Below are 21378 nucleotides of genomic sequence, written 5' to 3'. Positions count from 1 at the left end.
GGCTTTCCGACCAGGGGGAGGGACATGACGAGCCTAGGGTCCGCCGAGGTCAAGCACGTACCGATCAACCAGGCCATGCGCGGCTACCTGCTCAGGTCCTGCACACCGCCGGATCCGGTGGTGAGCAGCCTGGTGCAGCGCACCCTCACGGTCGGGGCGGCCTCGGGCATGATGGTGCCGGTCGAGCAGTCGACGTTGCTGACGCTCCTGGCCAAGCTGGCCTCGGCCACGATGATCGTGGACGTCGGCACGTTCACCGGCCTGTCGGCGCTGGCACTCGCCCGCGGCCTGGCGCCGGGCGGCAAGGTGATCACCTGCGACGTGACCGACACGTGGTTCGACCTCGCCAAGGAGCACTGGGAGCAGGCGGGGGTGGCGGACCGCATCGAGTTCCGTCTCGGGCCCGCGGGCAAGACGCTGAGCGAGCTGCCCCAGGGCGAGGCCGACCTCATCTTCCTCGACGCCGACAAGATGAACTACGTCTCCTACTACCAGCTGGCCGTGCCCCTGCTGCGCGGCGGCGGCCTGCTGCTGGCCGACAACGTCCTGCTCGACGGCTACGTGATGGACCCGGAGCTGGCCGAGAACACGTTGATGCGCCGGTGCGCCGAGACGATGCGGACGTTCAACGCCGCGCTCGCCACCGACGACCGTCTGGAGACGGTGATGCTGCCCGTGGCCGACGGGTTCACGATCGCCAGGAAGAAATGAGGCAACATGGTGGAGACCTCGCTCTGGAAGGCCCCCGTTCCCACGGCCGAGCGGCCCGCCGGCGCGAACGGCGTGGACCGGATCCCGCTCTCCTACCAGCAGGACTTCCTGCGCCTGGTGGACATGGGCGACGAGGCCGGGCCGTTCGGGCCCCGGTACACGATCGTGGGCGGCTGGCGGCTGACCGGCCCGCTGGACCTGGACGCGCTGCAGGGCGCCCTGGACGACGTGGTGGCCCGGCACGAGGCGCTGCGCAGCACGATCATCCGCGCCGAGGACGACTCCCACCAGCGCGTGCTGCCGCCGCTCCCGGTGAACATGCGGGTCAGGAGCCTGTCCGCGGACGATCCCGGCTCCCGTGACCGGGTCGCCGAGGAGTTCCTCAACGAGATCGAGGCGGGCACGCTGACCATGCGCGAGGTCCCGGTCCTGCGGACGGTGCTCGGCCGCTTCGACGACCAGGACGCGGTCCTGGTGGTCGCCGCGCACCACACGCAGGTCGACGGCTGGTCGATCCAGGTCATCATGCGTGATCTGGCCACCTGCTACGCGGCCAGGGTGGAGCACCGCACGCCCGACCTGGCGCCCGCCCGGCAGTACCGGGAGTTCGTGACCTGGCAGCGCGGCCAGGCCGACAGCCAGGCCGTCAGGGACGCGCGCGCGTACTGGCGGCGCAAGCTGCGCGGAGCCCGCATGACCGGTATCAAGATGGACCGGCCGCGGCTCGCCGGGGCGCCCTGTGACAGCGCCTGGTACCGCTTCCTGGTGCCCGAGGAGTACCGGGCGGCGACGCTGCGGCTGTCGAGCAAGCTGCGCTGCTCGCCGTTCATGCTGCTGATGGCGGCCTACACGGTGCTGCTGCACCGCGTCACCGGCGAGCGCGACATCGTGCTGCCCACCTTCACCCTGGGACGGCGTGAGCCGTGGACGCACGAGATCGTCGGCTCCTTCAACAACTTCCTGCCGCTGCGGACCGACATCAGCGGCTGCGCCGACTTCCGCGACGTGGTGGCCCGGGCCAGGCAGACCTGCCTGGAGGCCTACGCCCAGGAGATCTCGTTCCTGGAGCTGATGGAGGAGGCTCCCGAGCTGATGGACTCGGTCACCGAGGACGACTACACCTCGTGCGGGTTCGAGGTCGTGCAGTCCCCGTTCATCATGGGCGGCGAGTCGGCGGGCGGCCTGGTGTTCACCGCGATGCGGCGCAGGCTGCTGTCGCACGCGCTCGGCTCGGAGATCCCGGACGGCGCGCTGTGGGCGCTGGAGCTGCAGGCGTCGGGAGGCATGGTCGGCAAGCTCGGCTACGTGAAGGCCCAGTTCGACGAGTCCTCCATGATCGCGATCGTGGACGAGTTCGTCCGCGTACTCAAGCACACGGTGTGCGACCCGGACCGCCCGCTCGATCGGATCTGACACATGAAGGCTCTCGTGCTGGCCGGGGGATCGGGGACCCGGCTGCGTCCCTTCAGCTACTCCATGCCGAAGCAGCTCATGCCGGTGGCGAACACGCCGGTCCTCGAACACGTGCTGCGCGGCATCCGTGACCTCGGCATCACCGAGGTCGGGCTGATCGTCGGCGACTGGGCCGCGGAGATCGCCGAGACCGTCGGTGACGGGTCCCGCTTCGGCCAGCGCATCACCTACCTGCGTCAGGACCAGCCGCGCGGGCTGGCCCACTGCGTGAGCGTGGCCCGGGGCTTCCTCGGCGAGGACGACTTCGCCATGTACCTGGGCGACAACATCCTGCTCGGCAGCCTCGGCGAGGTGGCCGAGGAGTTCCGCGCGCGGCGGCCGGCCGCGCAGGTCCTGGTGCGCTCGGTGGCCGACCCGCGCGCGTTCGGGGTGGCCGAACTGCAGCCGAACGGCAACGTGCTCCGCCTGGTGGAGAAGCCCGAGCAGCCGCGCAGCGATCTCGCGCTGATCGGCGTCTACTTCTTCACCGCCGCGGTGCACGAGGCGGTGGCGGCCATCCGCCCGAGCGCGCGGGGCGAGCTGGAGATCACCGACGCGATCCAGTGGCTGGTCGAGAGCGGCAGGGACGTCAGGGCCAGCGTGTACCACGGCTACTGGAAGGACACCGGGAAGATCGAGGACCTGCTGGAGTGCAACGCCCGCCTGCTCAGCGAGCTGCGCAAGGACGTGGCCGGCCAGGTGGACGCCGTCAGCAGGCTGCAGGGCGAGGTCTCGGTCGCCGAGGGAGCCCGCGTGGTGCGCTCGTGGATCGCCGGGCCGGTGGTCATCGGCGCGGGCACGCTGATCGAGGACAGCTACATCGGGCCGAACACCTCCATCGGCCGCGACTGCACGGTGCGCTCGGCCGGGCTGACCGAGTCCATCGTGCTGGACGGCGCGTCGATCTCCCACGTGACCGGCGTACGCGGGTCGCTCATCGGGCGCCACGCCACCGTGGGCGCGGGCGACCGCGGCGACGTGCACCACCGCCTGGTCATCGGCGATCACGGGCGTATCGAGATAGCGGCCTGAGCACGGTCGGATATGCCGGGGAAGCGCCCGCTGATGCACGCTGGGATTCCATCCGGTCGGAAAGGCTGCATAATATGACGCAAATTTGTCGTATCTGCGGTGGCGCGGTCCACAAATTTCTGGATTTCGGCCGTCAGCCCTTGTCCCACGCGTTTCTGAAACCCGCCGAGGTCGGCAAGGAGACGTTCTATCATCTGGCGGTGGGAATCTGCGCGTCGTGCACGATGGTGCAGCAACTGGAGGAGGTTTCCCGGGATTTGCTGTTCGGCCCGGGATACTCCTACCGGTCGTCCGGTTCCGCGGTCATGCGCAAGCATTTCGACCGCCTCGCGCAACGTTTCCTGAACCGTGAGCTGGCCGGCGCCGGCCGTTTCGTCGTGGAGATCGGGAGCAACGACGGCATCTTCCTCAAGACGATCAGCGAGGGCGCCGTCGCGCACCTCGGCGTCGACCCGTGCCCGCGGGCCGCCGAGATCGCCGCGGACAAGGGCGTCGAGGTGCTGGTCGACTTCTTCGACGAGGACACGGCCACGCAGATCCGCGCCACCCACGGGCCCGCGGACGTCATCTACGCGGCCAACACCCTCGGCCGGCTCCCCTACCTCCCCTCGGCCCTGCGCGGGGTGGACGCGCTCCTCGCCGACCGCGGAGTCTTCGTCTTCGAGGAGCGCTATCTGGGCGACATCGTGGCGCAGACCCGCTTCGACCAGATCTACGACGAGCAGTTCTACCTCTTCACGGTCCGCTCCGTGCACGCGGCGGCGGCCCGCCACGGTTTCGAGCTGGTGGACGCCAAGCGCCTGCCGGTGCACGGCGGCTCCGTCCGCTACACGCTCGCCCGCCCCGGGGTCCGCCCACAGAACATCAACGTCGCCGGGTTCCTGTCCCAGGAGCGCGCTCAGGGCCTGGGAGACCCCGCCACGATGCTGGCCTTCGCCGAGCGGGTCCAGCATGCCCGCAGCAGGCTGCGCACGCTCCTGCGCGAGCTGCGCGACTCCGGGCAGCGGGTCGCCGGGTACGGCGCCACCGCCAGGTGCGCCACCGTCGCCACCTATTGCGGCCTCGGGCCCGACCTCGTCCCCTACATCTGCGATCCCAGCCCGGCGAAACACGGAAGGCTGGCGCCGGGATCGCATATTCCCATCCGCTCGCCGAAGGCTTTCTCGGACCCGTATCCCGACTACGCGCTCCTGTTCGCGTGGAACCGCGCGGACGAGATCATGGCGAAGGAGCGCGAATTCAGAAAGGGAGGTGGCCGCTGGATCCTTTATGTCCCCGAGGTGCGCATCGTTTGACGCACCGGCCCGTTCCCGACGAGCCCGGGAATGGACCCAGGTCGGCCCGCTCCCGACGAGCCCGGGAGCGGGCCGAATTTTTTTGTGTCCGGCGGCCTCGGCGGCCGGCGGGGCCGTCACGCCCGCTGCCGAGGCGCCCGCGGGCGTCAGTACGGCAGCTGCCGCCCCGAGGGGGTTCGCCTGTCCGGCTGGCACTCGTCGCGTCGAATCGGTCTGCGGGGACGGATCCTGACCTGTCGCATGGTGCGCTCCTTCTGTCTTGCTGTCTGGTCGGGTGGCGACGAGCACCTGGTGTCACGATCGACAGTGCGGCCTCGCCGGCGCGCGGGCCAGGTGATCCTGGCGCAGCAAGGTGCCCGCCGCCCCCGCTTCCTGTCACCTGGCGCCGAACACGGTCATCGCCGCGAGCCACGGGTCGGACCGCAGGGTCTCCTCGGCCAGGCGCGCGAGGATCAGGTCCTCGTTGAGCGCCTCCTCGTCCGTCAGCTCGAAGTTCGTGTTCAGCGCGGCCTCCGTCATGGCGGTGGTGGCGTGCCTGGCCGCCTCGACCACCTCCGAGGAGGACGACTGCGCCAGCGACCAGTGGGCGCCCAACTGCTGGACGGCCCTGGCCCAGGCGGCCATCCCGGTCTCGACGGGGTTGCTCTGCTCTACCGCGGGTGCCGCGGCGACCTCTGTCATCTTCTTCGCGCTCCTTCACACCGGGTACGGGCGCGCGCGACGCCCTACCTGATTCACGAAGTCCCAGGTCCCGGGGGCTGCACGCCTCCGTGCGGTCTCCGTGCGTTCTCCGCCGGGCACCCGTTGGCAGGAAGCGGACGCGGCGGGGCAGCTTACTGACTTCCATTCGTCTGGATCGGCGATTGCCGAAAGCGCAGAGTTGGTTGTGCGAGAACAAACACAACAACTCCCGAAAGGCCCGAGAAATGTACACCATCGCCGCCGCCAGGACCCGCCGCATTTCCCGCGTCTCGCTCGTCGTCGGCACCGGGATCATCGCCGGAATCTTCACTCTGAACGCCACGCCCGCCTCCGCCGGCAGCACCTGGGACCGCGCCGCCAGCACCCTCTCCACCGCAGGTAGCACCTGGGACTCGGCCTCCACCGCCGGCTCCCCCGACGACAGCACCTGGGACTCGCCCGCCCGCCTCGACGACAGCACCTGGGACTAATTCGAAATCGGCTCGGGTAAATGTGAGAGGCGAATTCACATGGGCTTGAGAATTCTCGTCACCGGTGGGGCCGGATTCATCGGATCCCATTATGTGCGCACTCTGCTCGGGAAGAACGAGAACATCAGGCTGACCGTGCTCGACAGGCTGACCGCAACCGGCGACCTGGCCAACCTCGACTCCGTACGCGGCGACGACCGCCTCGCCTTCGTCCACGGCGATGTCTGCGACCCGGCCCTGGTCAACGCGCTGGTCGCGCAGCACGACGAGGTCGTCCACTTCGCCGCCGAGTCGCACGCCGGCCACCCGATCCCGGACGCCGCCGAATTCGTCAGAACCAATGTCAGCGGCACCCAGGTGCTGCTCGACGCGGCCCTGCGTACCGGGCTGCGGACTTTCGTCCACGTCTCCACCTATGAGGTCTACGGCTCCGCCGAGGACGGGCCCTGGCCCGAGACCCAGCCCCTCGCCCCCTGCTCCCCGTACGCGGCCACGAGGGCCGCCGGCGACCTGCTTGCGCTCTCCTACCACCGCACCTACGGGCTCGACGTGCGAGTGAGCCGCTGCTCCAGCACCTACGGCCACCATCAGTCGCCCCACAAGCCGATCCCGCTGATCGTCTCCAACCTGCTGCGAGGCGCCGGGGTCCCCCTGTACGGCGGCGACCCGAGCGTTCGCGACTGGTTGCACATCGACGACCACGTCCAGGGCATAGAGCTGGTCCGCGTCGCCGGGCGCCCCGGCGAGGTCTACAACATCGGCGGCGGTACGGAGCTCACTCTCGGGGAGCTGACCGGCCTGCTGCTGGAGGCGTGCGGAGCCGGCGTGAGCGCCCGCTGGGACGCGGAGGAGTTCTTCGGCGGGCAGGCGGGCCGGGCCCGGCACTGCTCGGTCGACTGGACGAAGATCCGGACCGAGCTCGGCTACCGGCCGGCGAAGGACATCGAGACCGGGCTCGCCGAGACCGTGGCGTGGTACCGGGAGAACCGGGGCCGGTGGACACCGCCCAGGCGGAGCCCGGCCCTGGACGCGACCCGCGAGCCGCAGCCGGCCAGGGTCCTGACCGCCGCGGCCTGAGCGCGATCCTCACCTCTGGGGCCTGAGCGCGATCCTCACCTCTGCGGCCTGAGCGTGGCCCGGCACCCTGGGAGATGATCCTTTCTCCTCGTGCGAGCCATCATGAGGTGGTCCCCTTCCTGGAGCGCCGATGAGACGAGCCCCCTGGACCCGTTGCGTTCATGACGTACCGAACGAGGAGGTCGCGGCATGCACGCGCCCGTAGCGCCGATCCCGGCGCACAGCCTGCTCGTCTTCCTCCTCCAGCTCGGCCTGCTCCTGCTGCTGGCCCACGTGTTCGGCAGGGTGGCGGCCAGGCTCGGGATGGCGGCCGTGGTCGGCGAGCTGTTCGTCGGAGTGGTGCTGGGCCCCTCGTTCCTGGCGCACGTGGCACCGGGGGTCCACGCCTGGCTTTTCCCCGCCGACCCCGCCCAGTTCCATCTGCTCGACGCCGTCGGGCAGGTCGGCGTCCTGCTGCTGGTGGGACTCACCGGCATCTACATGAACATGGGCCTGATCCGCCGCTTCGGCAGGAACGCCGCCGGGATCAGCATCGGCGGGCTGGTCGTGCCCCTCGGCTTCGGCATCGGCCTGGGTTACCTGCTCCCGAGCGCCCTCATCCCCACCGGCGTGAACCCGACTGTCTTCGCGCTGTTCATGGGCGTGGCGATGTGCGTGAGCGCCATCCCGGTCATCGCCAAGGCGCTGCTGGACCTGCGGATGCTGCACCGCGACATCGGGCAGCTCACCCTGACGGCCGGCGTGATCGACGACGCCTTCGGCTGGTTCATGCTCTCGATCGTCAGCGCCTTGGGCATCGGCGTGGTGACCGCGGGCACCGTACTGTCGTCGCTGGCCCATCTCCTCCTCGTGGTGATCATCGCGTTCACGGTCGGCCGCCTGATCGTCAGCGGCGCCCTGCGGCTGGCCGCCAAGTCGTCCGAGGCGGGGCCGACCGTCGCCATCGCCATCGCCCTCATCCTGCTGTCCGCGGCGGGCACGCACGCCCTGGGCCTGGAGGCGGTGCTCGGCGCCTTCGTCTGCGGCGTGCTGATCGGCTCGGCCGGGCGCGTCAACCCGGCCAGGATGCTCTCGCTGCGCACGGTCGTGCTGTCCGGCGTGGCCCCCATCTTCTTCGCCTCCGCGGGCCTGCGCATGGACTTGACCTCGCTGGCCGACCCGCCGGTGCTGCTGGCCGGGCTGGCGGTGCTGGCCATCGCGATCCTGGGCAAGTTCCTCGGCGTCTACGCGGGGGCCAAGCTGAGCGGCCACACCTCATGGGAGGCGCTGGCCCTGGGAGCGGGGCTCAACGCGCGGGGCGTGATCGAGATCGTGGTGGCCATGGTCGGGCTGCGCCTGGGCATCCTGACCGTCGAGGCGTACACCATCGTGGTGCTGGTGGCGATCGTCACCTCGCTGATGGCGCCGCCCATCCTGCGGGTGGCGATGGCGCGCGTCAAGCCGACCACCGAGGAGAAAGCCCGCGAGAGCGAGTACGCGAGCGAAGCCGCCTTCTGACGCCCGCGGCCACGCTACGACTTGTCCAGCTCCCGGGCACGGGCGGCATCCAGTTGCTCCTGCAACTGCTTGGCCAGCGCCGTGTCCAGCCCTCTCATCAACTCCTGCACCCTGGACCTGGCCTCCTCGCCCGCCTGCTCGTCGTCGGTGCTCAGCACGGCGTTCTGGACCAGGACCAGGGTCTTGGCCTCGTAGAACGGCATCTGCATCTTGCGGAACAGCGTGGCGGCCTGCTGGAAGATCACCACGGCCTGCCGCGGGTCGCCGTCCGCGAGCGCCAGCTCCCCGAGCGAGCTCAGGACCTGGGCCTTGGCCAGGCGCTGGTTGTAGGTGTCGGCCACGGCGAGCGCCCGGCGCAGCACGGTCTCGGACTCGCCGAGCGCGCCCCGGCGCAGGTGCGACACGCCCAGCCCGATCAGGCTGTACGCCTCGCCCACCGGGTCGCTGATGGTACGGGCCGCGTTCAGGGACTGCTCGAAGGCCTCCGCGGCCACCACGTACTCCTCGGCCCGCAGATGGGTCATCCCGATCCGGTAGAGCACCTGGGCCCGCACTCTCCTGCCGCCGTGCGCGTTGCTGCGCACCAGGGCCTCGGCGAGCAGCAGCTTGGCGCCGTCGATGTCCTCGCAGTCCAGCCGGAGCTGGGCCAGGCTGTGCAGCACGTAGGCCAGCTCCCCCTCGTGCCCCGAGCTGCGGAAGATCGCCAGCGCCTCCTCGTAGTGGTTGGAGGCGTCCTCGATGCGACCGTTCAGCCGGTCGAGCAGGCCGAGGTTGTGCAGGACCCTGGCGGTCCACAGGTCGTCGCCCACCTCGCGGGAGTGCTCCAGGGCCAGCCTGAAGTTGCGCCTGGCATCAACGAAACGCTGCTCGGTGATGGCCAGCGCGCCGATGGAGTAGCGGGCCGCGGCCTGGCCCCGCTTGTCCCTGGCCTGCCGGGTGACCTCCAGCGCGACCTCGTGGATCTCCCGCCAGTCGTCCAGATAGACCCGCGACTCGAAGAACTGCTCGGCGGTCACCGCGAGCCCCCAGCACAGCTCGACGAAGCCGGCCTGGGCGGCCTGCCTGATGGCCGAGACGATGGTCGGGCGCTCGCGCTCGAACCACTGGATCGGCTGGGCGACCAGCTTCTGGACCAGTTTGCCCGGCAGCGACCAGTACTGGGAGGAGTCGAGGACCCGCAGGTCGAGGCCGTACTCCTGGAGCCTGGCGGCGTCGGTCAGGGCGAGCAGGGCGCCGAGCACCCTGGTCAGCGCCGCGCTGCGCTCGGCCGCCGGCTCCTCCGCGGCCAGCCGCTCCCTGGCGAACACCCGGATGAGGTCGTGCAGGCGGTATTGGGCGTGCACGCCGTGCCCGCGGCCGGTGATCTCCACGAGCTGCGCGTCCGCCAGGTCGTCCAGCAGGTCCTGCGCGTCTTCGAGCGGCTTGTTCAGCAGGGCCGCGCTGATCCACGCGGAGAACACGAGCGTGTCGAGGATCGCCAGCCGGCGGAAGAGCCGCCTGGCCTCCTCGCTGATGCCGTCGTAGGTCAGCGAGATGCTGGCCCTGATCCCCATCTCGCCGTGCTGGAGCTCGTCCAGCCTGCGGGTCTCGTCCTGGAGCCGGTCGGCGAGCTGCTCGACGCTCCAGTGGGGCCGGGCGGACAGGCGTGCGCCCGCGATGCGCAGCGCCAGGGGAAGCTGCCCGCACAGTTCGGCCAGCGCCGTGGCGTGCTCGGCCTCCGACAGCACCCGCTCCGAGCCCGCGATGCGGGCGAGCAGGTCCACGGCCTCCGGGGAGCCGAAGACGCCCACGTCCAGGTGGGTCGCCCCGGCCAGCCCGGTCAGCCTGGAGCGGCTGGTGACGATCACGCACGAGGCCGGGTTGCCCGGTAACAGGGGCTGGATCTGGCTCTCGCTCTCCGCGTCGTCGAGCACGATCAGCATCTGCCGGTCGGCGATCAGCGACCGGTACATCTCCGCCCGCTCCTCCAGCTCCTCGGGCAGCGCGTTGCCCGGCACGCCCAGCACCCGCAGGAAGCGCCCGAGCACCTGCATCGGGGACACCGGGCGGGCGATCCCGCCGTGCAGGTCGGCGAAGAGCTGGCCGCCCTCGAAGGACTCGGCCAGGAGGTGGGCCACGTGCACCGCGATCGTGGTCTTGCCCACGCCGGCCTTCCCCCCGATGACGATGATCGGTACGGCCAGCCGGACGGAGTCGTAGCCGGTGAGCATCCTGCGGATCTGTTCGACCTCCTGCGTCCGGCCGGTGAAGTCGGCGATGTCGGTCGGCAGCATGGCGGGGACGTTCGGCACGCCGGGCGTGGGAGCCGGCGGCGCCGGCTGCGGCGCGGACTGGGACTCCTTCTCCGGCACGTCGAGGCTCTCGGCGGAGGTCAGGATCGCGTATTCGAGCTGCTGGAGGCGCTCGTTGGGCTCGATGCCGAGCTCCTCGATCATCATGGTCCTGCCGTCGCGGTAGACCCGTAACGCCTCCGCCTGCCGTCCTGAGCGATACAGGGCCAGCATGAGCTGCCCGCGGAGCCGTTCGCGCAGGGGGTGCTCCTCGACCAGGCCGGTCAGCTCGCCCACCACCTCGTGGTGGCGGCCGAGGCCCAGCTCCAGATCGACGCAGTCCTCGTTCGCGGAGATCCGGCGCTCGTTGAGCAGCCCGGCGGCCGACTGCACGACCCGGCTGTCGATGCCGTCGAGAGCGGAGCCGCGCCACAGCGACAACGCCTCGCGGTAGTGCCGGATGGCCTCCTCCACGTTGTCGCCTTCCCGGGCACGGCGCGCCTTCACCACGAGCTTCTCGAAATGGTGCGCATCGATTTGCTCCGGGTTTACCTGGATCGCGTAACCGTGGGGGCGCGTGACGATGACTTCCGGCCCGGCGTGTGTGGCGAACATACGCCGGAGTGCCGAGATGCAGATCTGCACCTGTGCCCGCGAGGTGTTAGGCGGGTCATCCCCGTAAATCGCTTCCATGAGGCGACCGACAGTGACCGTACGATTGGCTTCCAGTAGGAGAGCTGCGAGAACGGTCTGCTGTCTGATGCCTCCTAGGTCTAACTGCCGTCCGGCAACAGAGACTTCAAGAACCCCCAAAATGCGAAATTCCACGCATACTCCTTGAGGCAAAACTCCATTAGCCGGGGAGCAGTCGGAAAGATCACCTCCCCCTGGGCACGAAGCACGAGGTGATCCATTGAACAACACCGATCTATACTTTTGCGCGATCGTATAACTTACTGCATTGGGGCACCAGCTAGCCCGCAGGATAGTTCAATAGTTATCAACTCGAACCGGAACACGAATCGGCCGGAGACGCCAGGTCTCCGGCCGACCGCTGCAACCCGAATCAGCAAGTGTGCCACGGCTCTCCGCAGGGGACGGGGGCGGCGCCGGCCGCGGTCGCGGTCATCGCGCTGGTGACGGCCGCCCCGCCGGTGCCGGCGATCATGGAGATGAGAACGATCCTGATGGCCCTGGCGCCCAGTCGCTTGCTCATGTTCTGCCTGCCCCTGTGATCCGTCCGGCAGCCCCGCTGGCTCCCGATCAGGTGAACTGCCGTCACGGTCACAACCTGGGCCATCCGCTCCTTATTGGATCTCTTCCGGCGCGGTATCAACGCAGGTCAGAAACGTTTCACGGCCTCTTTCGCGGCGCGCGGGCGCAGGCGGCGGGAAATACCCCGAGACCACCGCCGTCGCGCTCGCCCGGACAGCGGCATGGGCCCGCGAATAGTGAGGCGAGGGCGATCCGATAGAGCCGCCCGGCACATTCACCGCAAGCCCGGGTGGACCTCCGCAAAACGGCGGCGGCACCCGGGCAGCAACGGCCAGGCGGAGCTTGGACCGACGAGACACTCAGGGAGACAGGTGGCCGGGAGATGGGCATAGCCGTTCAAACGTTGGACAGCGTCTACGGAAGGTCGGCGGCCGGCGTCAAGGCACGCCTGGAACACTCCGACCTCAGCGGCTGGCGCGTTCAGGCCGAGGCGGAGACCGACGACGACGGCTGCGTCAAGGAATGGCACGACCGGGCCTTCGCCCGCGGGCTGTACCGCATCGTCTTCGACAGCGACCGCTATTTCGTCAGCCTGGGGCTCAGCGCCGCCTATCCGGAGATCTCGGTGATGTTCCGGATGCAGGAAGACGGCGGTCCGCACGAGATCCAGATCAGGCTCCAGCTCCTCCTGTCGCCGCACGCCTACTCCACGTATTTCGGCTCGCACGGTTAACGGTGTTCACAGTGAAGTCCTTCCGCTACAACGCTCCAGATCCGCTGCCCCGGCCAGACCGGGCATGGCCCGACGCCACCATCACCACCGCGCCGCGCTGGCTCTCCACCGACCTGCGCGACGGCAACCAGGCCCTGGCCAGGCCGATGTCCCCGGCACGCAAGCAGGCGATGTTCGACCTGCTCGTCAGCATGGGGTTCAAGGAGATCGAGGTCGGCTTCCCGGTCGCCAGCAAGTCCGACCACGCCTTCGTACGCACGCTCATCGAACGGGAGCTCATCCCCGACGACGTGCGCATCACCGTGCTCGTCCAGGCCAGGGACGAGCTGATCATGAAAACCGCGGAGAGCCTGGAGGGGGCGCCCCGCGCGGCCATACACCTCTACAGCGCCACCTCGCCGTTCTTCCGGCGGATGGTGTACGGGATGAACCGCGACGAGTGCAAGGACCTGGCGGTCCACGGCACCCGGCTGGTCCTGAAGTACGCCGAGCGGCTCCTCGGCGACTGCGACCTGGCCTTCCAGTACTCCCCCGAGCACTTCGCGGACACCGAACCCGACTTCTCGCTGGAGGTCTGCGAGGCCGTCATGGACGCCTGGCAGCCGGACGAGCAGCACGAGATCATCCTCAACTTCCCCACGACGGTCGAGCGCACCATGCCCAACGTGTTCGCCGACCGGATCGAGTGGCTGCACCGGAACCTGTCCAGGCGCGAACACGTCTGCCTGTCGGTGCACCCGCACAACGACCGGGGCACCGGGGTCGCCACCGCGGAGCTGGCCATGCTGGCGGGCGCCCAGCGCATCGAGGGCTGCCTGTTCGGCAACGGTGAGCGCGCGGGCAACGTCGACCTGGTCACGCTGGGACTGAACCTGTTCACCCACGGCGTCGACCCGGGGCTCGACTTCTCCGACCTCGGCCGCATCCGCCGTACCGTGGAGCAGTGCACCGGGCTGCCCGTGCACCCGCGCCACCCCTACGGGGGCAGCCTGGTCTACACCTCCTTCTCCGGCTCCCACCAGGACGCCATCAAGAAGGCCTCCGACGCCATGGCGGCCGAGGCGGAGGCGGCGGAGACCGGGGTCGACCGCCTGCCGTGGCAGGTGCCGTACCTGCCGCTGGATCCGCGTGACGTGGGCCGCACCTACGAGACCCTCGTCCGCATCACGAGCCAGTCCGGCAAGGGCGGGCTGGCCTACGTCCTGGGCCAGTGGCAGGGGCTCCAGCCACCGCGCGACCTGCTGGTCGAGTTCGCGGGCCTGGTCCAGGCGCGTGCGGACGCCGAGGGCGGGGAGATCTCCCCGGGTCAGGTCCTCGGCATGTTCCAGCGCGAATATGTCCGGGCCCTCGAGGCCCCGACGTTCCCCGAGCCGGCCGACGGCCCCGTCCTCACGGTCCTGTACGTGGACGGCGGGGGAATCGACGCCGTGCCGGACAGGGTGGACGCCGTCGAGCGCGTCCGCCACCTGCTCACAGAACGCGGCTTCGACCTGCGCGCCGTGCACCACACGGATCGGTCCAGTCGCAAGTCGCGGATGGACATGGCGGTTTACGCCGAATGCCAAGCAGGCGGGCGTGCCTTCTGGGGCGTCGGCCTGGAATGCGACATCGAGACAGCCGCGCTGTCGGCCGTGTGCTCGGCCCTGGTCCGGGCGGGCGCACACCTGGCCGCCACCGGAGGTGGATCATGGAACTCTTCGAACGAACCGAAGCACTGAACGTCCTGGAAGAGCTGCTCGCCCACGCAGTGCTGGGCAAGGGCGGCGTGGCCATGGTCAGCGGCCCTGTGGCGAGCGGCAAGAGCGCGCTGCTGCACGCGCTGGCCGAGCGCTCGCTCGATCTGGGGGCGCTGTCCATCTCGGCCAACGCCTCCCGCATGGAGCAGGACATCCCGATGGGCGTGCTCAGCCAGTTGCTGCAGGACGCCCCGCTTGTCGCCGAGGAACGCGACAGGGCGCTCGGACTGCTGACCGAGGGGTCGCGCAGCGCGATGTCCTCGGGTTTCCAGCCGGGCGCGCTCCAGCAGGTGGACGCCCAGATCGTGCACGCTCTCTGCACGGTCCTGCTGGAGCTGGCCGACCGTTATCCCCTGCTGATCACGGTGGACGACGCGCAGTACGCCGACCGGGCGTCCCTGCTGTGCCTGGCCTACCTGGCCCGCCGGGTGCGCGCCACCCGGATGGTGATGGCCTTCGGCCACCCCGACCAGCAGCTTCAGAGCGAGAACTTCTTCCAGACGGAGCTGCTGCGCCAGCCGCAGTGCCGGCACATCCAGCTCGAACCGCTCTCGCGTGGCGGCGTGACGGCGCTGATCACCGAACGGATCGGCCTGGCCGCGCCCGAACAGTTCACCGACGAGTGGTACCAGCTCAGCGGCGGCAACCCGCTGCTGGCCGCGGCCCTGGCCGACGACTACCGCGACCACGTGCGTACGGGTGCGGGACCGCCCAACGAGGTCGTCGTGTCGGACCGGTACGGTCAGGCCGTCCTGTCGACCCTGCACCGCGGCGAGCCCGAGACGCTCAGGGTGGCACGCGGGCTGGCCGTCCTGGGTGAGCCCGACGGCCTGGCCTTGCTGCTCGGCTCGTCGCCGGCCCAGGTGACCAGGGAGATGCAGGCGCTCACCACGACCGGGCTGATCAGGTTCGGCGTGTTCAGGCACGAGGTGGCGCGCTCGGCCGTACTGCGGGACATGGACGTCCAGGATCGGATGGACCTGCACCGGCGGGCGGCGGAGCTGTCCTACGACGCCGGGGCGCCCGCCGTCGTGGTGGCCGACCACCTCCTGCAGGCGAGCAAGTGCGGCGCCCCCTGGCTGGTCACCGTGCTGGAGGAGGCGGCCAGGAGCGCGCTGCGCAACGGGCACGTCGAGGACGCCATCGCCTACCTGCGGATGGCCTGGCGGGAGTGCGCGGACGAGACCTACCGGGCGAAGATCATGACCATGCTGGTGCGGGCGGAGTGGCGCATCAACCCGGTCGCGCCCGCCGGCCATCTCAACGAGCTCACCAACGCGATGCACCGCGGCAGCCTGCGCGGCAGCGACGCGATCGTGCTGGCGCGGGCGCTGCTGTGGCACGGGCGGTTCGACGACGCGCGCGAGGTGCTCGAACAGCTCAACGAGAGCGAGGCCATCGAGGACCCCGAGACGGTCAGCGAGCTGGTCATCGCCCAGTTGTGGCTGCGCACCACCCATCCCCCGTTCCAGCAGCACCTGCGGCATCCGGTCAAGGAGCTCGGGCTGGCGGCCGTGGCCTCGGTGGCGGCCAGCCGCCGGCTGGAGTCCGCGCTCGCGCTGGCCGAGGTCCTCGCCAGGGGACCCCGCGAGGAGGACATGGGCTCCATCGAACGCATCCTGGAGGGCTCCCGCCTGGACGAGATGTCGATGGACACCGTGGAGAACGCGCTGCTCGCCCTCACGTACGCGGGGCAGTGCGAGCGGGCCACGCCCTGGTGCGACCTGTTCTTCGTGGAGGCGTCCTCGCGCCACTCGCCCAGCCGCCAGGCCAGGCTCGCCGCCATCCGGGCCGAGATCGCCATCCGCAAGGGGGACATGCAGGGCGCCGACCACTACGGCCGTATCGCCCTGGACATCATTCCCTTCAGCGGCTGGGGCGTCGCGGTCGGCGGGCCGCTGAGCAGCCTCATCCTGGCCGCGACGGCGACCGGCAACTACCACGCCGTCGCCGACCACCTGGAGCAGCCGGTCCCCGAGTCGATGTTCCAGACCCGGTACGGCCTGCACTACCTGTACGCCAGGGGCCGCTACAGCATGGCCATCGACTACCCGGCGCTGGCGCTGCGTGACTTCCAGCGCTGCGGCGAGCTGATGACCGCCTGGGAGCTGGACGTGCCCGGGCTCGTGCCGTGGCGGGCGGACGCGGCCGAGGCGTGCCTGCGGATGGGCCGCATGGACGAGGCCCGCCAGCTCGTCGAGGCCCAGCTGGCCCGCTGCGACCAGGAGACGCCGCGCGCCAAGGGCATCGCGATGCGGGTGCTGGCGGCCACCTCCGAGCTGCGCAGCCGTCCGGCGCTGCTCCGCCAGGCGGCCGAGTTCCTGCAACGCAGCGGCGACAGGTACGAGCTGGCCCGGGCCCTGTACGACCTGGTCGAGGCCCATCAGGGGCTGGGCGAGCAGCGGCGGGCCGGGCTCATCGCGGCCCAGGCCCAGGCGGTGACCAAGGAGTGCAGGGCGGAGCCGCTGACCAGCGCGCTGTCACGGGGCGAGGACGTGGACGCGATCGCGCTCCCGCTGGCGAACGAGGTGACGGCCGCGCTCAGCGAGGCCGAGCGCCGGGTGGCCGTACTGGCGGCCATCGGCTACACCAACCGGGAGATCGCCAACCGGCTCTACATCTCGATCAGCACGGTCGAACAGCATCTGACCAGGACGTACCGGAAGCTGGAGATCCACGGGCGGGCCGATCTGCTGCCGCGTCTGAGGTTCGACGGGCAGGGCGCGGCCGAGTCGCTGCGCGACGCCTGAGCTGCTCGACATTTGAGAAGGTGCCGCCGCCGGCCGAGGATGCGATGCTCATGGCACGTGTCCGGGTCCCCGGCGGCATCCTCATGTGGAGGTGGTGGGCGGATGGCACTGCTGATCGTCGAACGCGGGGCTCCCACGGCGGAGGAACTCGCGGCACTCACGGCCGTGGTCGCGGCACGGCTCCAGTCCAGAGCGCGACTCGTCCGGCCCGAACCGCCCGCATCAGGCCAGGCACACCCCGGCCACCGGTCCGGCTCCGGGCGGCAGGGCGGGCGGCGGCTCGCGCCGTGGGTCGTCCGGGCGGGCGCCGTTTCGCCCCGGCCCGCGCCCAGCGCCCTTTGAGCGCCCGTCCAGCGTTTTTGAGCGCAGCGCCCGTCCAGCGTTTTTGAGCGCCACTCGCGTTCTGCGTCCTTGGGGAGCCGCCCGGTCCCCCGCGCGACGGGGGCGGGCGGGGGTCAGGCTCCTATCTCGCACACCATGGATCCCGAGGGGACCGTGTCCCCCACGGCGACCGTCAGGCCGCTGACCGTGCCCGCCCGGTGCGCGGTGAGCGGCTGCTCCATCTTCATGGCCTCCAGGATGACGATCGTGTCACCGGCGGCGACCGTGGCGCCGTTCTCCGCCACCACCTTGACGATCGTGCCCTGCATGGGGCTGACCAGCACGTCCTCCCCGGTCGCGGTGGCGACGGCCGTGCCGCGGCCGGGCAGGGCGGGCACCTCCCACGCGGGCTCGGAGGCGAGCACGGCCGGCAGCGTGATCTCCAGCCGTTTGCCCGCCACCTCGACGGTGACGCGCTCCCGCCGGTCCGCGCGCCCCGCGGGCTCGGCGTCCGCGGGCGGTAGCCGGTTGTCGAACTCGTCCTCGATCCAGCGCGTGTGCACGCCGAAGGGCGCCGAGGTGAAGGCCGGGTCCGCGACGACGGCGCGGTGGAAGGGCAGCACGGTGGGCAGCCCGCCGATCTCCAGTTCGGCCAGCGCCCGCCGCGCCCTGGCCAGGGCGTGCGCCCGGTCGCGCCCCGTCACGATCAGCTTGGCGAGCAGCGAGTCCAGCTCCTGCGGCACCGTCATCCCGGCCGTGTAACCGGCGTCCACCCTGATGCCCGGCCCCTCCGGCATCCGCCAGGAGGTGATGGGGCCGGGGGTGGGCAGGAAGCCCCGGCCCGGGTCCTCCGCGTTCAGCCGGAACTCGATGGAGTGGCCGCGCGGCCTGGGGTCGTCGTAGCCGAGCGGCTCGCCGTCGGCGATGCGGAGTTGCTCGCAGACCAGATCGATCCCGGTGACCTCCTCGGTCACGGGGTGCTCGACCTGGAGCCGGGTGTTGACCTCCAGGAACGAGATCAGACCCGTCGAGCTGACCAGGAACTCGCACGTGCCCGCGCCGACGTAGCCCACCTCGCGGAGTATCGCCTTGGAGGAGTCGTGGAGCAGGCGGAGCTGCTCGTCGGTGAGGAAAGGGGCGGGCGCCTCCTCGACGAGCTTTTGGTGGCGGCGCTGCAACGAGCAGTCGCGGGTGGAGATCACCGCGACGTGGCCATAGCGATCGGCCAGGCACTGCGTCTCCACGTGGCGCGGCCGGTCGAGGTAGCTCTCGACGAAGCACTCGCCCCGGCCGAAGGCCGCCCGGGACTCGCGTACGGCCAGTTCGTAGAGCTCGGGGATCTCCGCCAGGGTGCGCGCCACGCGCAGCCCGCGCCCGCCGCCGCCGTAGGCCGCCTTGATGGCGATCGGCAGCCCCTGCGCGCGGGCGAAGGCGACCACCTCGTCGGCGTCGCGTACCGGCCCCGCCGTACCGGGGACGAGCGGGGCGCCGACGTCCCTGGCCGTGTACCGGGCTCGCACCTTGTCGCCGAGCGCGACGATGGCGCCGGGCGGCGGGCCGATCCAGGTCAGCCCGGCTTCGGCGACGAGCTCGGCGAAGAAGGAGTTCTCGGCCAGGAAGCCGTAGCCGGGGTGGATGGCGTCCGCGCCGGACCTGCGGGCGACCTCCAGCACCTGCCCGGCGTCCAGGTAGGCCTTGACGGCGTCGTCACCGTCCAGCCGGTACGCCTCGTCCGCCAGCCGGACGTGCGGGGCGTCCAGGTCGGGCCCGGCGTAGACCGCGACGCTGGCGAGGCCCGCGTCGCGGCACGCCCGCACGACCCGTACGGCGATCTCGCCCCTGTTCGCGATGAGGACCTTGCGCACGCGCCCTCCCGTATGACCGCCTGCCGGATTCGCTGGACAAGACGACGATCCCGCGCTCGTCACCGCATTGCTTCTCGGTGCGTGCCGAGCGATCCACACCGCAATCTGGGAAATGCCTGGCGGAAATCGCGCCTCCCATTCTGTGGTCAGGCGACCCGAGGAGACGCGCATGAAGACCACCGCGAAGCTGACCACGCCGGCGTCACTCGCCGTCGCCCAGCGGATTCCGCGGCGGCGAGCCCTGATCGTCGTGGTCAGCGCGCTGATCGGGTTCCTGCTGACGGTGGTCTGGTCGGCCGAGTTCGTCGATTCGGGCATCGGCGACAACGTCGCCAACACGCTGCTCGGGCACGACGCCAAGGCGACGCCGATCGCCGGGGTGCTGGCCGGCAGCGCCTTCGCCTTCGCCACCGGGGTCGCGGGGACGTTCACCGCCTGCAACATCGCCGCCTTCGGGGCGATCGCGCCGCTGCTGGGCAGCGCGGGCGGCCGGTGGGGACGTCTGGTGCGGGCGCTCAGGCCGCTGGGCTGGCTGTCGGCCGGAATGATCACGGTTTCTGCGGTCTACGGGGCCGTCGTCGGGCTCTACGGCACCCGCATGCCGCAGTTCTCCACCGCGCAGAACGTCGCGGGCACGCTGTCGCCGCGCGGCATCCAGTCGATGGTGGTGTTCGGCGTGATCGGGCTGACGCTGTGCTACCTCGGCCTGGCCGCGCTCCACCTGGTGCCCGATCCGCTCGCCCGCCTGACCCCGCGCTTTCCCGGCGCGCCGATGGTGGTCATGGGCGCGCTCATCGGCGCCTTCCTCATCGGACGGCCGTTCGGCCTGTTCCGCCAGCTCTTCAGGGACGCGGCCGCCAGCGGCAACCCCTGGTACGGCGCCGCCGCCTTCGTACTGCAGTCCGTCGGCAACATCGTCATCATGGCGCTGCTCTTCCTCGCCGTGACCGTCTTCGCAGGGGAGCGCCTGCACCGCTGGCTCGCCGCCAGGCCGGCCAGGGCGGCGGCCCTGGCGGGCGCGGCCCTCATCGTCGCGGGCGTGTTCACCTTCCTGTACTGGGACATCAGGATGCTCGCCGCCCGGGAGATCATCCCGTGGTATCCGAGGGCCCCCTGGTCCTGACCCCCGTCACCGGCACCCATAGGGACAACAACCCCTAAACACCGCATTTAACAAGATGCAACCCTATTTCTCCACATATCACCATAAATGGGGCTGACCAGACCCTGAGGAGATTTCATGTCGACCCTTCTGGGCTCATTACGCAGGCTCTTGCTGGCTCCATCGCTCGCCGAGGTGACGTTCGCGGTCCGCGGCTTCCCCGCTCCCCCATCACCCGCCGTCACCCGGCTGGAGGCCATCCCCCAGTCGGTGATCTGCGGCTTCGAGTGGGCCATCGACACCCGTGACTCCTGGGAGCTCGAACGCCGGCTGAGCATGGTGGAGACGGAGCTGCGCGGCTTCGCCTACGAGGGCGCGACCATGGCGTGCGTGGTGCTCGACGCGATGGGCGGCGGGCGCGGCAGGCGTACCAGGGAGCTGATGCTCGGTCCCGCGGCGCCGCACATCTTCCTGACCTACATCGGCATCGGCTTCGCCATGTCGAGGCTGCCCAGGCCGCTGTGGAAGAAGGTCGTCCCCGACCTGAGCGGCTCGGCCTACTACCCCACCATGAGCTGGCTGGCCGTGGACGGCTACGGGTTCGACCTGGCCTACTTCCACACCAGGCGCTGGGTGGACGAGCAGCGCGAGCCCGTGCCCTACCCGTGGGAGGGACGGCCGGACTACTTCCCCCGGGCCTTCGACCAGGGCGTCGGCCGGGCCCTGTGGTTCATCCACGGCGCCGAGGCGCCGGAGGTCGCCGCGGCGGTGCTGCGCTTCGCCGGGCACCGGCAGGCCGACCTCTGGAGCGGGGTCGGGCTGGCCGCCGCGTTCGCGGGCGGCAGCGACGGCGAGCGGCTGGCAGAGCTGCGGCGGGCGGCCGGGGCGCACGCGGCCGAGCTGGCCCAGGGCGCGGTGTTCGCGGCGAAGGCGCGTTCGTTCGCCGGCCACGTGCCCGCGCACACCGAGGTCGCCACCACCGCGCTCACCGGCCTGTCCGTGGCCGAGGCCGCCGCGCTCGCCGACGCGGGCGCCGTGCCGCCCGGCACGAGCGGTCCCGTCCCCGCCTACGAGCTGTGGCGGCAGAACGTCCGCGCGCACTTCCCGAACGCGCTCTCGACCGTGGCCCACGCTGACAAGGGGTGACCCA

The 21378-nt window shown here is 70.6% G+C and carries 17 protein-coding genes; 13 read left to right on the top strand and 4 right to left on the bottom strand.

Translation table 11 applies throughout. The features are described 5' to 3' along the window. Positions 1 to 24 precede the first annotated feature (24 nt). The 4 genes from BLS95_RS11895 (at position 25) to BLS95_RS11880 (ending at position 4490) form a co-directional block, all read left to right on the top strand. The gene (locus tag BLS95_RS11895) at positions 25 to 711 is read left to right on the top strand and encodes an O-methyltransferase (protein WP_090930953.1); all 687 of its coding nucleotides are present in this window, start codon (positions 25 to 27) and stop codon (positions 709 to 711) included. Between the two features lie 6 nt (positions 712 to 717). Further along, positions 718 to 2124: a condensation domain-containing protein gene (locus tag BLS95_RS11890; protein WP_090930952.1), complete on the top strand. Its 1407-nt coding sequence runs from the start codon at positions 718 to 720 to the stop codon at positions 2122 to 2124. A gap of 3 nt (positions 2125 to 2127) precedes the next feature. Then, a complete protein-coding gene (locus tag BLS95_RS11885) occupies positions 2128 to 3195 on the top strand; it encodes a glucose-1-phosphate thymidylyltransferase (protein ID WP_090930951.1) in 1068 nt (355 codons plus the stop codon). 74 nt (positions 3196 to 3269) lie between these two features. Further along, entirely contained in the window at positions 3270 to 4490 is a 1221-nt protein-coding gene (locus BLS95_RS11880; RefSeq protein WP_090930950.1) for a class I SAM-dependent methyltransferase, read from the top strand. 375 nt (positions 4491 to 4865) lie between these two features. On the opposite strand, the gene BLS95_RS11875 is transcribed toward BLS95_RS11880, so the two are convergent. Then, complete coding sequence (locus tag BLS95_RS11875; protein WP_090930949.1) at positions 4866 to 5171, bottom strand: hypothetical protein; 306 nt, start codon at positions 5169 to 5171, stop codon at positions 4866 to 4868. 245 nt (positions 5172 to 5416) lie between these two features. On the opposite strand from BLS95_RS11875, the gene BLS95_RS11870 reads away from it, so the two are divergent. The 3 genes from BLS95_RS11870 to BLS95_RS11860 all read left to right on the top strand — a co-directional run bounded on the left by BLS95_RS11870 (position 5417) and on the right by BLS95_RS11860 (position 8236). Then, positions 5417 to 5662 (top strand): hypothetical protein, encoded by a 246-nt coding sequence (locus BLS95_RS11870; RefSeq protein WP_090930948.1) that lies wholly within the window; start codon positions 5417 to 5419, stop codon positions 5660 to 5662. A 93-nt stretch (positions 5663 to 5755) separates the two neighbouring features. Then, positions 5756 to 6739 (top strand): dTDP-glucose 4,6-dehydratase, encoded by a 984-nt coding sequence (locus tag BLS95_RS11865; RefSeq protein ID WP_245764990.1) that lies wholly within the window; start codon positions 5756 to 5758, stop codon positions 6737 to 6739. Positions 6740 to 6928: 189 nt separating this feature from the next. Beyond that, entirely contained in the window at positions 6929 to 8236 is a 1308-nt protein-coding gene (locus BLS95_RS11860) for a cation:proton antiporter (RefSeq protein ID WP_090930946.1), read from the top strand. 14 nt (positions 8237 to 8250) lie between these two features. Here BLS95_RS11860 and BLS95_RS11855 read toward each other — a convergent pair whose 3' ends face one another. Together BLS95_RS11855 and BLS95_RS55565 are read right to left on the bottom strand one after the other, a co-directional pair. Next, positions 8251 to 11334, bottom strand: a complete 3084-nt coding sequence (locus BLS95_RS11855) for an AfsR/SARP family transcriptional regulator (RefSeq protein ID WP_090930945.1) — start codon at positions 11332 to 11334, stop codon at positions 8251 to 8253. A 238-nt stretch (positions 11335 to 11572) separates the two neighbouring features. Beyond that, entirely contained in the window at positions 11573 to 11722 is a 150-nt protein-coding gene (locus BLS95_RS55565; RefSeq protein WP_176993138.1) for a hypothetical protein, read from the bottom strand. Positions 11723 to 12124: 402 nt separating this feature from the next. Here BLS95_RS55565 and BLS95_RS11845 point away from each other — a divergent pair, with 402 nt between their 5' ends. The 4 genes from BLS95_RS11845 (at position 12125) to BLS95_RS11830 (ending at position 17282) form a co-directional block, all read left to right on the top strand. Continuing rightward, positions 12125 to 12454, top strand: a complete 330-nt coding sequence (locus BLS95_RS11845) for a hydroxyisourate hydrolase (protein ID WP_176993137.1) — start codon at positions 12125 to 12127, stop codon at positions 12452 to 12454. An 11-nt stretch (positions 12455 to 12465) separates the two neighbouring features. Next, positions 12466 to 14172 carry a 2-isopropylmalate synthase gene (locus tag BLS95_RS11840; protein WP_090931051.1) on the top strand — a complete coding sequence of 569 codons (1707 nt, stop codon included), beginning with the start codon at positions 12466 to 12468 and terminating at the stop codon, positions 14170 to 14172. Continuing rightward, positions 14142 to 16940 carry a helix-turn-helix transcriptional regulator gene (locus tag BLS95_RS11835; RefSeq protein ID WP_090930942.1) on the top strand — a complete coding sequence of 933 codons (2799 nt, stop codon included), beginning with the start codon at positions 14142 to 14144 and terminating at the stop codon, positions 16938 to 16940. Before BLS95_RS11840 ends, BLS95_RS11835 begins: the two co-directional genes overlap by 31 nt. A gap of 102 nt (positions 16941 to 17042) precedes the next feature. Next, positions 17043 to 17282: an acyl-CoA carboxylase epsilon subunit gene (locus BLS95_RS11830; RefSeq protein ID WP_176993136.1), complete on the top strand. Its 240-nt coding sequence runs from the start codon at positions 17043 to 17045 to the stop codon at positions 17280 to 17282. A gap of 113 nt (positions 17283 to 17395) precedes the next feature. Here BLS95_RS11830 and BLS95_RS11825 read toward each other — a convergent pair whose 3' ends face one another. Then, positions 17396 to 19126 (bottom strand): acetyl/propionyl/methylcrotonyl-CoA carboxylase subunit alpha, encoded by a 1731-nt coding sequence (locus tag BLS95_RS11825; protein WP_090930940.1) that lies wholly within the window; start codon positions 19124 to 19126, stop codon positions 17396 to 17398. 169 nt (positions 19127 to 19295) lie between these two features. Between BLS95_RS11825 and BLS95_RS11820 the strand changes: the two genes are divergently transcribed. Both BLS95_RS11820 and BLS95_RS11815 read left to right on the top strand, forming a co-directional pair. Continuing rightward, positions 19296 to 20249 carry a hypothetical protein gene (locus tag BLS95_RS11820; RefSeq protein WP_218135700.1) on the top strand — a complete coding sequence of 318 codons (954 nt, stop codon included), beginning with the start codon at positions 19296 to 19298 and terminating at the stop codon, positions 20247 to 20249. Positions 20250 to 20366: 117 nt separating this feature from the next. Beyond that, complete coding sequence (locus BLS95_RS11815) at positions 20367 to 21374, top strand: DUF1702 family protein (RefSeq protein WP_090930938.1); 1008 nt, start codon at positions 20367 to 20369, stop codon at positions 21372 to 21374. Positions 21375 to 21378 lie beyond the last annotated feature (4 nt).

Origin of the sequence: Nonomuraea jiangxiensis (assembly GCF_900099965.1) — a bacterium.
Lineage (GTDB): Bacteria > Actinomycetota > Actinomycetes > Streptosporangiales > Streptosporangiaceae > Nonomuraea > Nonomuraea jiangxiensis.
The sequence above is the reverse complement of the archived record's forward strand: the minus strand, read 5'-3'. Positions and strand labels throughout refer to the sequence as shown.